This is a genomic window from Pseudomonas fragi, from assembly GCF_900105835.1.
Taxonomy (GTDB): domain Bacteria; phylum Pseudomonadota; class Gammaproteobacteria; order Pseudomonadales; family Pseudomonadaceae; genus Aquipseudomonas; species Aquipseudomonas fragi.
Window position 1 is genome coordinate 2,702,224 of record NZ_LT629783.1, and the last position, 14,614, is coordinate 2,716,837.

Below are 14,614 nucleotides of genomic sequence, written 5' to 3' on the forward strand. Positions count from 1 at the left end.
CGATGCAGACGACGCGACCTACCAGTAAAACGGCAGCGCTCCCATCGCAGGCAAGCCCGCTCCCACAAAAGCAGAGCCGGTCGCCAACATCACAGTTCGTCGCACTTGCGCAATTGGACGCTGGGTCAAGCGCACTTGAGAAACGATATCGTTTATTATTGTTACAAGTTTTGTAGTACCCAAGCGAGGAAACCAGCGAATGATGCTCCGAAATACCCAGCTTGCGACATTTCTACTGCGCAGTTTGTCCATCGCAACTCTTGGCCTGACCCTGCTTGCTCCCACCGCCTACGCTGCCGATCCGGTAACGCTGACCCTGTACAACGGCCAGCACAAGGAAGTCGGCGACAACCTCGCCAAGGCCTTTGAGGCCAAGACCGGCATCCACGTCAACGTGCGCAAGGGCAGCAGCAACCAGCTGGCCAGCCAGATCATGGAAGAAGGCGAGCGTTCGCCTGCCGACGTGTTCTACGCCGAAGAGTCGCCGCCCCTCAACAGCCTGGGCGAACAGGGCTTTCTGGCCAAGGCCGACGACAGCACCCTGCAAGCGCTGCCCAAAGAGTACGTGGCCGCCAATGGCACCTGGATCGGTGTGACGGCGCGTACCCGCGTTGTTGCCTTCAACCCGAAAAAGATCAGCGAAGACCAGTTGCCCAAGTCGGTACTGGATTTCGCCGACCCGCAATGGCAAGGCAAGATCGGTTTTGTGCCCACCAGCGGTGCATTCCAGGAACAGGCCGTGGCCATCATCAAGCTGCACGGGCGTGATGCCGCTGAAGAGTGGCTGACCGGCCTGCGCGCCTTCGGCAAGACCTACACCAACAACATGGTGGCGCTCAAGGCGGTAGAAAACGGTGAAGTGGCCGCCGTACTGGTCAACAACTACTACTGGTTTGCCCTGCAGCGTGAAAAAGGCCAGCTGGACTCCAAACTGCATTACTTCACCGATGGCGATGCGGGCGGTTTGATTACCGTATCCAGCGCCGGCGTGATCAAGGCCAGCAAGCACCCCAAGGAAGCCCAGCAACTGCTGGCCTACATGGCCAGTGAAGAAGGCCAGCGCGTGATTACCAACACCACGGCTGAATACCCGATGCGCAAAGGCATGGTGTCGGAACGTGGCCTGAAGCCATTTGAAGAACTGCAACCGCCTAAAGTGACCCCGGCTGACCTGGGCAACGCCGAAGAAGCGCTGGACCTTGAACGTGATGTAGGCCTGCTCTGATGCTGTCAGCCGCTCAACCTGCACGCTTTACCCCCACCCGCAAAAAGCCGTCGATCTGGCTGCTGCTGCCCGTTCTGCTACTGGTGGGCCTGAGCCTGCTGCCGCTGCTGTATGTCGGCACCAAGGCCTGGCAGGCCGGGTGGTCTGAAGCGCTGCACCTGTTGTGGCGGCCCTATGTCTTTGGCCTGATGCGCAACACCCTGTTGCTGATGGTCGGTGTTACCGTGACCTGCGCCCTGGTGGGGCTGAGCCTGGCCTGGCTGCTGGAACGCAGCAACCTGCCAGGACGGCGCCTGTGGGGGGTGATCCTGTGCCTGCCATTTGCCGTGCCGGCGTTTGTCAGCAGCTTTACCTGGGTCTCGCTCAGCGCCAGCTTTGAAGGCCTGGGCGGGGCGATCCTGGTGATGAGCCTGTCCAAATACCCGCTGATTTTTTTGCCGGTTGCCGCCACCCTGCGCAACCTCGACCCGGCCCTGGAAGAGTCCGCCCGCACGCTGGGGCAGAACCGCTGGGGGGTGTTTTTCAACATCACCCTGCCACTGCTCTGGCCTTCGCTGCTGGCCGGTTCGCTGCTGATCGCCCTGCATATGCTGGTGGAGTTCGGGGCGCTATCGATCATCGGCCTGCAAACCTTCACCACGGCCATTTACCAACAGTTCGAGCTGGAGTTCAGCAATGCCAATGCGGCAATGCTGTCTGCGGTGCTGCTGGTGATGTGCCTGAGCCTGTTGTGGCTGGAACTCAAGGTACGCGGCAAAGGCCGGCATATTCGTATTGGCCAGGGTGCTGCGCGCCACGCCGAACAAGTGCGACTGGGCAAGTGGTCGGTAGCAGGGCAGTTGTATTGCCTGGCGCTGGCCGTGATTGGCAGCGGCATCCCGCTGGGCATGCTGGTGTACTGGCTGATCAAGGGCAGCTCGGCAGCCTTCCCGCTGGCCGAGATTGGCGAAGCTCTGTTCTCGTCTCTGTCACTGGCGCTGGGCGGTGCAGCGCTGTGCCTGGTGCTGGCGGTGCCGGTCGGATTGCTGGTGGTGCGCTACAAAGGCCCGCTGGCCATCTGGGCGGAGCGCTTGCCGTACCTGCTGCACGCCCTGCCGGGGCTGGTAATTGCCCTGGCGCTGGTGTATTTCGCCCTGCACTTCGTGCCAGCGCTGTACCAGACGTCCGCGCTGTTGCTGATTGCTTATGCGCTGCTGTTTTTGCCACTGGCGCAGGCGCCCATCCGCACCGCACTGAACAAGGCTGCTCCACAACTGGAAGAAGCGGCGCGGACCCTGGGCGCCACCTCGTTCTCGGCCTTTTGCCGGGTGACGCTGCCGATCATCTTTCCGGCGTTGGGGGCGGCATTTGCCCTGGTGTTTCTGGATGCGATGAAAGAACTGACCGCCACCTTGCTGCTCAGCCCCACCGGGCTTAACACCTTGGCGACGCAGGTTTGGTCGCACACTTCGAATATCGAGTTTGCAGCAGCGGCGCCTTATGCGGCGTTGCTGATTCTGGTGTCGGGGCTGCCGGTGTACTTGCTCACCACCAGGATGTATCTGAGCCGTTGAGCCCCAGGCCTTCCCTTGTGGGAGCTGGCTTGCCTGCGATGGCATCGACGCGGTCATGCAGATGAACCGCGTTGCCCGCATCGCGAGCAAGCCCGCTCCCACAGGGGCAGCCCCGCTTCTTTACGCCCGGAACTGCCCCAGACTCGCCTTGAGCTGCGCCGCCAACCCGTCCAGCACCTTGCCGCTGGCCGTGGTCTGGGTCACCGCCTCGGCCGCACGTTCGGCCTGGGCATGGATCACTTCCACCCGCCCACGCACCGCATAAGCCCCCTGGGCCTGATGCTCGGCGGCCCTGGTCGCATCACCAATCGCGCTATGCACCTGCTCGACCGATGCCTGCACAGTCTTCTGCAACTGGACGCTGCCGCGCAGCACTGCCAGCCCCTCGTCGGCCTGACGCCCCGCCAGGCCAATGGCCGCCACAGCTTCCTTGGCCCCCTGCTGCAACGCCACGATATGCGCCTGAATATCACCGGTGGAGCTTTGGGTTTTGCTGGCCAGTGCCCGCACCTCATCAGCCACCACGGCAAAACCGCGCCCCGTCTCGCCCGCGCGCGCGGCCTCAATCGCCGCGTTCAGTGCCAGCAGATTGGTTTGCTCGGCGATGCCGTGAATCACCGTCAGGACCACTTCGATCTGTTCGCTTTGCTGCGCCAGGCGCTCGATCACCTTGGCCCCCTCGCCCACCTGCCCGGCCAGCGCCTCGATCAGCCCCCCGACCTTGGCCGAGGTACGGGTGTTCTCATCGGTGGCCTGGCGGATATCGACCACCTGCCTGAGCGCCGCCTGCATCGCCTGGCTTTCCGACTGGGCATCATCCGCCATCGTCGACAGTGCATGCAGGCTCTGGGCAACTTCATCACGCTGCAATTGCGCGGCAGCATCAGCCCCGGCATTGCGCAGGGTCATCACGCCGATCTCCACGCCAGTACGCTGGGCCACATCCCCCGCCTCACGCACGATGGGCTGCAACTTGTCGACAAAACGATTGACCGCCGCCGCCATGTCACCGATCTCATCCTTGCTGTTAAGGCCCACGCGCTTGGTCAAATCGCCCTCGCCGGCGGCCAGATCATCCAGGGCAGCAATCAGCAACAGCAACTTGTTCACCACCCGTCGCCCCAGCACCATGGCCAGCAACAGCAACACGCCCAGGCCGACAATCGCCAGCCCCATGCCTATGCGCCAGCGCAAGGTGTCTGCCGCCTCGCGCACGGTTTGCGCGGTATTGGCCTGCATCTGCGCAGCGGCTGCCTGTGCCGACTCCAGCCGCGCGCCCAATGCCGCCGAGCTGTCGCTCGCAGCGCCTTGCAGGCTTTCACCGACCAGTTGCCCGCTGTTGGCTATCAAGGCCGAGAAACGCTGATCGAGGGCCGCCAGGTCCTGTTCAACCGAAGCCGTGGAAACCCCCATCAACACTTTGCCGATCTCGACCCCATTGGGGTTGATAGAGGCTTCGAGGTAGTACACCGACGGATCATGACGGGCCGCATCGAGGACTTTATCCAGCGCCCGCTCGCCATTGCCCTTGGCCAAAAGGGCCTGGTTGATCGGGTTGTCACGATTGAGATAGCGGGTCAGATGTTGCCCCGTGGCATCGTCATACACCACAAACAACACATTGGGATTACGCTGAGCGCGACGGGCGAAATCGGACAGCGTGGGCACATCATTGTCCCAGATAGCCCGCGGAGCCACAGCGGCCAGCAGTTGCGCCATATCATTGGCCGAATCCTGCAGGTTTTTCTCCAGCGCGTGCTTGAGCTGCACTTGCTCGTCTTTCAACCGCGGTTCCAGGCCCGCAGTGAGACGCTGGCGCGTACTGGCAGACAACGATTCAAGGCTGCTTTTAACGTCACGCCCAGCCTGTTCTAGCTGCGCCGTGAGCTTTTGGCTGTCGGCCCCCAGACGCGCATCCAGATCAGACTCCAACGCCGTCACCGTGCTCCGTGTCAGTGCAACCGCCACCAGCACCTGCACCAAAAGAGCGATACCTAGAGTAACGAATACAGGCCGCAGCAGACGGCTTTGTAACAGTGAGAGAACGGCAGACACGGAAAACCCTCCACTTAGGTGCCATTATTTTGATAGCACGCTTATTGACGGTTTTCACAGCAAGGGCCGTGCCGCTGCGCAGCCAGAAACGACAAAAGGCCCCGAAGGGCCTTTTGCTTTACATCAACAGCGACTTAAGCGAACGGGTGACGCAGAACGATGGTCTCGTTGCGGTCCGGGCCAGTCGAAATGATGTCGATCGGTGCACCGATCAGCTCTTCTACGCGCGTAATGTAAGCGCGAGCGTTGGCTGGCAGCTCTTCCAGGGTTTTGGCACCCACGGTCGATTCAGTCCAGCCCGGCACTTCTTCGTACACAGGCTGCAGGCCTACATAGCTGTCAGCGTCGGTCGGAGCAACGTCAACACCGTTTGCGTCTTTGTAGCCTACGCAGATGTTGATGGTTTCCAGGCCGTCGAGTACGTCCAGCTTGGTCAGGCAGATGCCCGAGATGCTGTTCACATCGATAGCGCGACGCAGGATAACGGCGTCGAACCAGCCGCAACGACGGGCACGGCCGGTGGTAGCACCGAACTCGTGACCTTGCTTGGCCAGGTGAGCGCCGACGTCGTCGAACAGCTCAGTCGGGAACGGACCCGAACCTACGCGAGTGGTGTAGGCCTTGGTGATGCCCAGGATGTAGTCCAGGAACATAGGACCAACGCCCGAACCGGTAGCAACGCCGCCAGCCGTAGTGTTGGAGCTGGTCACGTACGGGTAGGTACCGTGGTCGATGTCCAGCAACGAGCCCTGGGCGCCTTCGAACATGATGTCCTTGCCAGCGCGACGCAGGTCGTGCAGCTCGGCAGTCACGTCCAGCATCAGCGGCTTGAGCAGCTCGGCGTATTCCTTGCACTCGGCCAGGGTCTTGTCGAAGTCGATGGCTGGCTCTTTGTAGTAACCGACCAGCATGAAGTTGTGGTAATCCACCAATTCACGCAGTTTGGCTTCAAAGCGCGGCATGTTCAGCAGGTCGCCAACACGCAGGCCACGACGGGCAACCTTGTCTTCGTAAGCCGGGCCGATGCCGCGACCGGTCGTACCGATCTTCAGCTCGCCACGGGCTTTTTCACGCGCCTGATCCAGGGCAACGTGGAACGACAGGATCAGCGGGCAGGACGGGCTGATACGCAGGCGCTCGCGCACCGGTACGCCTTTCTCTTCCAGCTTGATGATTTCACGCAGCAGGGCGTCGGGAGCAACCACGACACCGTTGCCGATCAGGCATTGCACGCCTTCGCGCAACACGCCCGACGGAATCAGGTGCAATACGGTTTTTTCGCCGTCGATTACCAGCGTGTGGCCAGCGTTGTGGCCACCTTGGTAACGCACTACAGCGGCAGCATGTTCGGTCAGCAGATCAACGATCTTGCCTTTGCCCTCATCACCCCATTGGGTGCCCAGGACTACGACATTCTTACCCATAACACTTGTCCTCATTCGCGCAAACTTGGTGCCGGCAGCCGCCGGCAGGAAAACTCAAGAAACCAGTGGCACTACTTGCCACAAGCCGTTCTGCTGAATCAATTGGCGGTCGCAGTCTGCCTCCAGGGCACCAGCCTGCTGTTGCCCAGGCAACGCCTGAACCACACGCTGACCTTCACTGCGAAGCTGGCAAACCTGCTGCCAGAGTGCCGCATCAGTGCTGTCTGGCATCCAGATACCACCCGACGGCAACTCGACTTCCGCACGCCCCAGGGTCACCAGGGTTTTCAAATCGGTCGAAAAGCCGGTTGCCGGCCGGGCACGCCCGAAAACAGCACCAATGTCGTCATAACGACCGCCTTGGGCGATGGAGTCCCCAACGCCCGGTACAAATACCGCAAACACTACACCTGTGTGGTAGTGATACCCACGCAACTCGCCCAGGTCAAAGTACAACGGCAACTGCGGGAAACGCACAGACAACCCTTCGGCAATCGCCACCAGGTCGTCCAGCGCCGCCAGCACTTGAGCCGGAGCCTTGGCCAGACGCTCGCGCGCAGCAGCCAGAACCTCGTGACCGCCACACAAACCAACCAATGCCTGCAGCATGTCCGCCAAATCGGCCGACAAGCCTTGGGTCAAGGCCGTTACTTCGTCGATCGCCTTGCGTTGCAGGGCGTCGAACAATTGTTGTTCCACTTCAACCGACAGGTTGGCCGCACGGGCCAGACCACGGTAAATACCAACATGCCCCAGGTCCATGTGCACATCCGGCACATCGGCCAGTTGCAGCATGGCCAGCATCAGGCTGATCACTTCAACATCGCTGCTCGGGCTTGCGTCGCCATACAACTCGGCACCCAGCTGGATCGGGCTGCGCGAGGATGACAGTGCACGCGGCTGAGCATGCAGCACGCTGCCGGCGTAGCACAGGCGGCTCGGGCCTTCACGACGCAGGGTATGCGCATCGATGCGCGCCACTTGCGGCGTGATGTCGGCACGAAAGCCCATCTGGCGACCCGTTTGCGGGTCAATCACCTTGAAGGTACGCAAGTCGAGGTCCTGGCCGGCCCCTGTCAGCAGGGACTCCAGGTATTCGATATGCGGGGTGACGACGAACTCATAGCCCCAGCTCTGGAACAGATCCAACACCTGACGGCGCGCCACTTCAATGCGGGCAGCTTCAGGTGGAAGTACTTCTTCGATGCCATCTGGCAAAAGCCAGCGGTCTACCGTTGCCATTACGCCATTCCCCTGTGATCCGGGCGGCCAGCCAGCAGGCGAGCCTTGAGTAAAGCAGAACGTGGCTGCGTCTTGAACGCGCACAGCAAAAAAGCCTGAACGACAGGCTCGCACATTCCTCGAAAATTCTGCCGATGCTGTAACAGCATTCAGCCAATCAAACATGCAGACGCAAAAAAGCCGGGAATTTCCCGGCTGCCGCATCATACACCCGTTTTCTAAAAGGATCACCCCGCGAGGCAATTTGCCCGCCCGGCGGAGTGAAAGCAGGGTCTGTGATGAACATGCCAACCCTTCTGAAAACAGTGTGGGAGCGGGCTTGCTCGCGATAGCATCGACTCGGCTGGTCAAACAGACCGAGTTGGCTGCATCGCTGGCAAGCCAGCTCCCACAGGTTTCAAGCGGTTTTACTGCTGCGAAGGCTTGGATTTTTCCAGGTAGCGGAAGAAATCGCTGCTTGGATCCAGCACCAGTACGTCGCTCTTGTTCGCAAAGCTTTCGCGGTAAGCGCGCAGGCTGCGATAGAACTTGTAGAACTCCTGGTCCTGGCCGTAAGCCTTGGAGTAAATCGAAGCTGCCTGGGCATCGCCATCACCGCGTGCTTCTTCAGACTGACGATATGCTTCAGCCAGCAGAACACGACGTTGACGGTCGGCGTCGGCACGAATGCCTTCTGCCAGTTCGTTACCCTTGGCCCGATGCTCGCGTGCTTCACGCTCACGCTCGGTGCTCATACGTTCGAAAACGCTGCGGTTTACTTCTTTTGGCAGGTCGATGGCCTTGACGCGAACGTCGACCACTTCAATGCCCAGCTCTTTTTCAGCCATTTTGTTCAGCGATGCAGTGATGTCAGCCATCAACGCATCACGCTCACCCGACACCACTTCGTGCAGGGTGCGCTTGCCGAACTGGTCACGCAGACCGGATTCCAGACGACGCGACAGACGTTCGTCAGCAATCTGTTTCATGCCCGACGTTGCGGTGTAGAAGCGCTCGGCATCTTTCACGCGCCACTTGGCGAAGGCATCAACCATGACCGCTTTCTTTTCCAGCGTCAGGAAACGCTGAGTCGGTGCGTCCAGCGTCATCAGGCGGGCGTCGAACTTGCGCACCTGGTTGACGTAAGGAATCTTCACATGCAGGCCCGGCTGAACGTCAGCCTGAACCACACGGCCGAAGCGCAACAGTACCGCACGCTCTGTTTGCGAGACGATATAGAAGCTGTTCCAGGCAACGATCCCCACGACAACGGCAACAATAAGGGCGACCAGCGATTTATTGCTCATCAGCGGCTCTCCCTGGTGCGCGGTTGTGGCGGCAGGTCAGTGCTGACGTGCGAGCCGGAATCATTGTTGCTCGCTGCGGCTGCCGAACCCGTTGCCGGGGTGCTGCCATTACGGCCTTCGATCATTTTGTCCAGCGGCAAGTAAAGCAGGTTGCTCTGGCCGTTCTTGTTACCGGTCACGAGTACCTTGCTGGTGTTGCTGAAGACTTCCTGCATGGTGTCCAGGTACAGACGGTCGCGGGTGACTTCAGGATTCTTGCGGTACTCGGCAACCAGTTTGGTAAAGCGGTCAGCCTCACCCTTGGCGCGGGAAACCACTTCATCACGGTAGCCGTTGGCATCTTCGATGATGCGCTGGGCCTGACCACGTGCTTCCGGTACCACGCCGTTGGCATAGCTTTCGGCCTGGTTGCGGGCACGCTGCTCGTCTTCACGGGCACGGATCACGTCATCGAAGGCTTCCTGTACTTCACGCGGCGCAGCGGCGTTCTGTACGTTGACCTGGGTTACGGTGATACCGGTCTTGTAGGTATCGAGGAAACGCTGCAGGCGCTCCTTGATTTCCACGGCCATCTGCTCACGGCCTTCGGTCAGCACCTGATCCATCGACGTGGAACCCACGACGTGGCGCAAGGCACTGTCGGTCGCCTGCTGCAAGCTGACTTCCGGTTGATCAACGTTCAACACGAAGTCGCGCAGGTTGCTGATCTTGTACTGCACGGTCAGCGGCACTTCGACGATGTTTTCGTCTTCAGTCAGCATTTGACCCTGCTTGGTGTACGCACGCTCACGCGTCACGTTCTCCATGTACTTTTTGTCGAACGGCGGGAAGTAGATATTCAGGCCCGGCCCAACGGTGTCGTAGTACTTGCCCAGGCGCAGCACCACGGCTTGCTCCTGCTCATCGACTACATACACGGCGCTGTACAGCCAGGCAGCCGCCAGCACGACGAGGCCGATGCCGAGCAGGCCGTAGCCGGCGCCCTTGCCATTCGAACCACCATCACTGCCGCTGCCGCCAGTACGTTTTTTCCCACCACCGAACAACCCATTCAGGCTTTCCTGCAGCTTTCGGAAGGCCTCGTCGAGATCTGGTGGTCCCTTGCGGTCGCCATTTTTAGGGCGTTTGCCACCCCAAGGATCTTGATTGTTCGAGTTGCCACCCGGCTCATTCCAAGCCATAGCGCTCTCCATCTGATAAAGCAAAGACGCGCCCACGGCGCGCCGACCAATGCTACAGAATGCCTATCACAGCGGCACGGCCGCTTTGCGAGGCTTTTATTGCAAAGTGTGTTCTTCGATGAATTCCAGCGGCTGCATCCCTTCGCGGCTGACCAAGCGATTGAGCTCGGATCGCGGCAGGCGTACGTCCAGCAGACTGGAGCCCTCATCGTCATGCTCTTCTTTTTGCACAACCCCCAGTTCGAAGAACTGTGCACGCAGTCGAGCAAAACGTTGCGGCAAGCGCAAGGTGCCCACGAACAAATCATTGCCCAGCAACTCGGCGATGGCCTGCTCAAGCAACTCCAACCCTTGACCATCACGGGCCGACAACCAGACCCGCTGCGGCTTGCCATCGGCATCACGCTGGATCTGCGGCTCGACACCTTCAAGCAAATCGATTTTGTTGTAGACCTCGAGGATCGGCAAGTCCTGGGCACCAATTTCGCCCAGCACCACCATCACCTGCTCGATCTGCGCCATGCGCTCGGGTTCGTGTGCATCGATTACATGCAGTAGCAAATCGGAATTGCTCGACTCTTCGAGCGTAGACCGGAATGCTTCAACTAGCTTGTGCGGAAGATGACGAATAAAGCCCACGGTATCGGCCAGCACGATCGGCCCCAGGTCGCCCAGATCGAGGCGGCGCAAGGTCGGGTCGAGCGTGGCGAACAACTGGTCGGCGGCAAACACGTCTGAGCCGGTGACCTTGTTGAACAACGTGGATTTACCGGCGTTGGTATAGCCCACCAGCGACACTGTAGGAATATCGGCGCGTTGGCGCCCTCTACGGGACTGCTCGCGTTGACTGCGGACTTTTTTCAGGCGGGATTTGATCTGGCTGATGCGCACACGCAACAGACGGCGGTCGGTTTCGAGCTGGGTTTCACCCGGCCCGCGCATGCCAATGCCGCCACCTTGACGCTCAAGGTGAGTCCAGCCGCGTACAAGACGCGTGCTCATATGGTCAAGCTGGGCCAGTTCGACCTGCAGCTTGCCCTCATGGGTACGGGCGCGTTGAGCGAAGATATCGAGAATCAGCCCGGTACGGTCAAGCACGCGACACTCGAAAACACGTTCGAGGTTACGTTCCTGACTGGGCGTGAGTACGTGATTGAAAATCACGATGTCGACCTTCTCGGCCTTGACCAGGTCGCGCAACTCCTCGACCTTGCCACTGCCAATCAGGTATTTGGCCGATGGCCGATGACGCGGCACGTTAAAAAACGCGACGGTATCGGCGCCAGCCGACACAGCTAACTCCTGGAACTCCTGCGGATCTTCGCGCGCCTCAGGGTCCTGTCCTTCCAAATGAACGAGGATCGCTCGCTCACCACCACCGTGGCGCTCAAAGAACAAAGGATGCTCCTATTTTAGGCGTTACCTGGTTCAGCGTCTGCCAGATCCGATTCAGTTGCGCTAGGCAGACGAATTGGACGTACTGGTACGACTGTCGAAATTGCGTGTTTGTAAACCATTTGGCTGACGGTGTTTTTCAACAGAATCACGAACTGGTCGAAAGACTCGATAGTCCCCTGCAGCTTGATCCCGTTAACCAGGTAGATGGAAACGCCAACCTTCTCTTTACGCAAAGTATTCAAGTAAGGGTCTTGTAGCGAATGCCCTTTTGACATATGCCGCACTCCTGTAAGGATAAAAAAATAGAATCAAAAATTAGATGACCGCTGTCGCCACATCCATAGGATAGACGGCATTTGCCAAGACTCAGCTCAATATGGAGACCGATTCCAGGTATTTCAAGGCTCGTGGCAGATTGTCGCAGTCCAGACTGTCAAGCCAATGCAAATCATTCCAGCTGCGCAACCAGGTGAACTGACGCTTGGCCAACTGGCGCGTGGCGATGATGCCGCGCTCCTGCATTTCGGCCGCTGTCAGCTTGCCGTCGAGGTAGTCCCAGACTTGGCGGTAACCCACAGCACGTATAGACGGCAGCCCTGCATGCAGGTCACTTCTATTGCGCAGGCTTATGACCTCGTCGATGAACCCCTGTTCCAGCATCTGCCCGAATCTTAATGCAATTCGCTCATGCAGCACCTGACGGTTCGCCGGAGCGATGGCCAGATGCGCGACAGTATAGGGCAATTGGCTGTAGCCAGAAGCCGCTGCTTTAGTCGTTTGTTCAGATTGTTTTTGCCGATGGGCCGTCACGCTCATGCCGCTGACCCTATAAACCTCCAGCGCCCGGGTCAGACGCTGCGGATCATTGGGGTGAATGCGTGCCGCAGACTCCGGGTCGATGGCCGCCAACTGGTCATGCAAGGCTTGCCAGCCAAGGCGTTGCGCCTCTTCTTCAAGCTCGGCACGCACCTGGGGATCGGCAGGCGGCATGTCGGCAAGGCCGTCGATGAGCGCCTTGTAATAAAGCATGGTGCCACCTACCAGCAGCGGGATATTGCCCCGCGCGGTGATCTCGGCCATCGCCTTGAGGGCATCACGGCGAAAATCCGCCGCCGAATAGCTCTCGGCGGGGTCGAGAATATCGATCAACTGGTGCGGGTGAGCCGCCAGGATGTCTTTCGACGGCTTGGCAGTACCGATGTCCATGCCGCGATAGACCAGCGCCGAATCGACACTGATCAGCTCGCACGGCAGCACCTTGCTCAGCTCGATGGCCAGGTCGGTCTTGCCGGCAGCAGTCGGCCCCATCAGGAAAATGGCCGGGGGTAGAGCGTTGGAACCTGTCATCAGCGACCGCGCAAAAAGAGTTTGTCCAAGTCGTCCAGGCCCATTTGGGTCCAGGTGGGACGACCATGATTGCACTGACCACTGCGCTCGGTGTTTTCCATGTCACGCAACAGGCCGTTCATTTCCGGGATCGCCAAGCGGCGATTGGCCCGGATCGCCCCGTGGCAGGCCATGGTGCCGAGCAGCTCGTTGAGGTGCGCCTGAATCCGGTCACTGGTGCCGTATTCCATCAAATCAGCCAGCACGTCATGCACCAGGCGCTGCGCTTCAGCCTGCTTGAGCAAGGCCGGGATCTGGCGGATGGCCAGGGTTTCCGGACCAAGGCGTTGCAGTTCAAAGCCCAGGCGCTGGAACCATTCGGCGTGTTCTTCGGCGCAATCGGCTTCACGCTGGCTGACCGCAATCGACTCCGGCACCAACAGCGGCTGGCCGCTCAGGCCTTCGCTGGCCATGGCGATTTTCAGGCGCTCGTACATGATCCGCTCATGGGCCGCGTGCATGTCCACCAGCACCAGCCCCTGGGCGTTTTCCGCGAGGATATAAATGCCCTTGAGTTGCGCCAGGGCGAAGCCCAACGGCGGGATATCACCCTGCCCGTCCGGCAACGGTGCAGCGTTGGCTTCGGGCAACGGAGCAAAAAATTCACGATAGGCGTTGCGCGCTTCTTCGGCGGGCACTGCCGGTGCGGAAGACTGCGGGCGGTATTGATACTGATAGCCTGCACCAGCGCCCGAACCGGCCACATGAGGCGTCGGCGCAGATTGCGGTTGCTCCAGCACATTGGCCGCCAGACGCATTTCACCCTGCGGGCCGAATTCACCGGCATCCAGCCCCGTCGGGCGCTCGGCCCCGGGTACCGGCGCAGGGGCGGCCAGTTGATCTTCCGGGCGAACGTCACCCAGGGCACGGTGCAAGGTGCCATAGAGGAAGTCATGCACCATGCGCCCGTCACGGAAGCGCACTTCGTGTTTGGTCGGGTGCACGTTGACGTCGACCACCGAGGGGTCCACTTCAAAAAACAGCACAAAGGTCGGATGCCGGCCATTGAACAGCACATCGCGATAGGCTTGGCGCACCGCATGAGCCACCAGTTTGTCGCGTACTGCGCGGCCATTTACATAGAAGTACTGCAGGTCAGCCTGGCTGCGCGAGAAGGTCGGCAACCCGACCCAGCCCCAAAGGTGCAAGCCATTACGCTCGACCTCGATGGGCATTGCCTGTTCCAGGAACGCCGAACCGCACACCGCCGCCACACGCCGGGCCCGGGCAGTGTCGTCGCGGGCTTCGTGCAGATTGAGAATGGATTTGCCGTTGTGGCGCAGATTGAACGCTACATCAAAGCGAGCCAGCGCCAGGCGCTTGATCACTTCCTGCAGGTGATCGAACTCGGTTTTTTCGGTCTTGAGAAACTTGCGCCGCGCCGGGGTGTTGAAAAACAGGTCGCGCACTTCAACCGAGGTACCCACCGGGTGGGCCGCCGGTTGCACCCGCGGGGCCATGTCGCGGCCTTCGGTTTCAACCTGCCAGGCCTGGTCGGCGCCACGGGTGCGCGACGTCAGGGTCAGGCGGGCCACGGAGCTGATGGAAGCCAGTGCCTCACCGCGAAAGCCCAGGCTCATCACCCGCTCAAGGTCTTCAAGGTCACGAATCTTGCTGGTGGCGTGACGCGCCAGGGCCAGCGGCAAGTCGTCGCTGGAAATCCCGCTGCCGTCGTCGCGCACCCGCAGCAGCTTGATCCCGGCCTGCTCTACGTCCACATCAATGCGCTTGGCACCCGAGTCGAGGCTGTTTTCCAGCAGTTCCTTGATCACCGACGCCGGGCGCTCAACCACCTCACCTGCCGCAATCTGGTTGGCCAGGCGCGGGCTGAGCAGTTCGATCCGCGCACTGCTACTCAATACAT

11 protein-coding genes and 1 pseudogene are annotated in these 14,614 nt (G+C 60.2%); 2 read left to right on the forward strand and 10 right to left on the reverse strand.

Annotated features, from left to right (window positions below; genetic code table 11):
* Positions 1-199 precede the first annotated feature (199 nt).
* Both BLU25_RS12350 and BLU25_RS12355 read left to right on the forward strand, forming a co-directional pair.
* Entirely contained in the window at positions 200-1,225 is a 1,026-nt protein-coding gene (locus BLU25_RS12350) for an iron ABC transporter substrate-binding protein (RefSeq protein ID WP_016783311.1), read from the forward strand.
* Complete coding sequence (locus tag BLU25_RS12355; protein WP_016783310.1) at positions 1,225-2,778, forward strand: ABC transporter permease; 1,554 nt, start codon at positions 1,225-1,227, stop codon at positions 2,776-2,778. The genes BLU25_RS12350 and BLU25_RS12355 overlap by 1 nt, the downstream gene beginning before the upstream one ends.
* 120 nt (positions 2,779-2,898) lie before the next feature.
* Here the strand turns inward: BLU25_RS12355 and BLU25_RS23965 are convergent, their stop codons facing one another.
* The 10 genes and pseudogenes from BLU25_RS23965 to mutL form a co-directional block, all read right to left on the reverse strand.
* Positions 2,899-3,783, reverse strand: coding sequence for a methyl-accepting chemotaxis protein (locus tag BLU25_RS23965; RefSeq protein ID WP_414860513.1), 885 nt, complete (start codon positions 3,781-3,783; stop codon positions 2,899-2,901).
* A gap of 21 nt (positions 3,784-3,804) precedes the next feature.
* A pseudogene (locus BLU25_RS23970) lies at positions 3,805-4,497 on the reverse strand (methyl-accepting chemotaxis protein); the annotation flags it as partial.
* 470 nt (positions 4,498-4,967) lie between these two features.
* Positions 4,968-6,257, reverse strand: coding sequence for an adenylosuccinate synthase (locus BLU25_RS12365; RefSeq protein WP_016783309.1), 1,290 nt, complete (start codon positions 6,255-6,257; stop codon positions 4,968-4,970).
* Positions 6,258-6,311: 54 nt separating this feature from the next.
* The gene (locus BLU25_RS12370; protein ID WP_016783308.1) at positions 6,312-7,499 is read right to left on the reverse strand and encodes an ATP phosphoribosyltransferase regulatory subunit; all 1,188 of its coding nucleotides are present in this window, start codon (positions 7,497-7,499) and stop codon (positions 6,312-6,314) included.
* A gap of 407 nt (positions 7,500-7,906) precedes the next feature.
* Positions 7,907-8,785 (reverse strand): protease modulator HflC, encoded by an 879-nt coding sequence (gene hflC, locus BLU25_RS12375; protein WP_016783307.1) that lies wholly within the window; start codon positions 8,783-8,785, stop codon positions 7,907-7,909.
* Positions 8,785-9,966, reverse strand: a complete 1,182-nt coding sequence (hflK, locus tag BLU25_RS12380; RefSeq protein ID WP_083369658.1) for an FtsH protease activity modulator HflK — start codon at positions 9,964-9,966, stop codon at positions 8,785-8,787. Before hflK ends, hflC begins: the two co-directional genes overlap by 1 nt.
* Before the next feature lie 96 nt (positions 9,967-10,062).
* Complete coding sequence (gene hflX / locus BLU25_RS12385) at positions 10,063-11,364, reverse strand: ribosome rescue GTPase HflX (protein ID WP_029611707.1); 1,302 nt, start codon at positions 11,362-11,364, stop codon at positions 10,063-10,065.
* Between the two features lie 14 nt (positions 11,365-11,378).
* Complete coding sequence (gene hfq / locus BLU25_RS12390) at positions 11,379-11,639, reverse strand: RNA chaperone Hfq (protein ID WP_016783304.1); 261 nt, start codon at positions 11,637-11,639, stop codon at positions 11,379-11,381.
* 91 nt (positions 11,640-11,730) lie between these two features.
* Positions 11,731-12,711 (reverse strand): tRNA (adenosine(37)-N6)-dimethylallyltransferase MiaA, encoded by a 981-nt coding sequence (gene miaA, locus BLU25_RS12395; protein ID WP_016783303.1) that lies wholly within the window; start codon positions 12,709-12,711, stop codon positions 11,731-11,733.
* On the reverse strand, positions 12,711-14,609 hold the full coding sequence (gene mutL / locus BLU25_RS12400) for a DNA mismatch repair endonuclease MutL (RefSeq protein WP_162939399.1): 1,899 nt from the start codon (positions 14,607-14,609) through the stop codon (positions 12,711-12,713). Before mutL ends, miaA begins: the two co-directional genes overlap by 1 nt.
* Between the last annotated feature and the right edge of the window lie 5 nt (positions 14,610-14,614).

Bases quoted from the DNA above. Each gene is read 5' to 3' on its own strand.
- hflC (WP_016783307.1), bottom strand. From the start codon at position 8,785: ATGAGCAATAAATCGCTGGTCGCCCTTATTGTTGCCGTTGTCGTGGGG.
- BLU25_RS12355 (WP_016783310.1), top strand. From the start codon at position 1,225: ATGCTGTCAGCCGCTCAACCTGCACGCTTTACCCCCACCCGCAAAAAG.
- BLU25_RS12365 (WP_016783309.1), bottom strand. From the start codon at position 6,257: ATGGGTAAGAATGTCGTAGTCCTGGGCACCCAATGGGGTGATGAGGGC.
- BLU25_RS12350 (WP_016783311.1), top strand. From the start codon at position 200: ATGATGCTCCGAAATACCCAGCTTGCGACATTTCTACTGCGCAGTTTG.
- miaA (WP_016783303.1), bottom strand. From the start codon at position 12,711: ATGACAGGTTCCAACGCTCTACCCCCGGCCATTTTCCTGATGGGGCCG.
- BLU25_RS23965 (WP_414860513.1), bottom strand. From the start codon at position 3,783: ATGGCGGCGGCGGTCAATCGTTTTGTCGACAAGTTGCAGCCCATCGTG.
- hfq (WP_016783304.1), bottom strand. From the start codon at position 11,639: ATGTCAAAAGGGCATTCGCTACAAGACCCTTACTTGAATACTTTGCGT.
- hflK (WP_083369658.1), bottom strand. From the start codon at position 9,966: ATGGCTTGGAATGAGCCGGGTGGCAACTCGAACAATCAAGATCCTTGG.
- BLU25_RS12370 (WP_016783308.1), bottom strand. From the start codon at position 7,499: ATGGCAACGGTAGACCGCTGGCTTTTGCCAGATGGCATCGAAGAAGTA.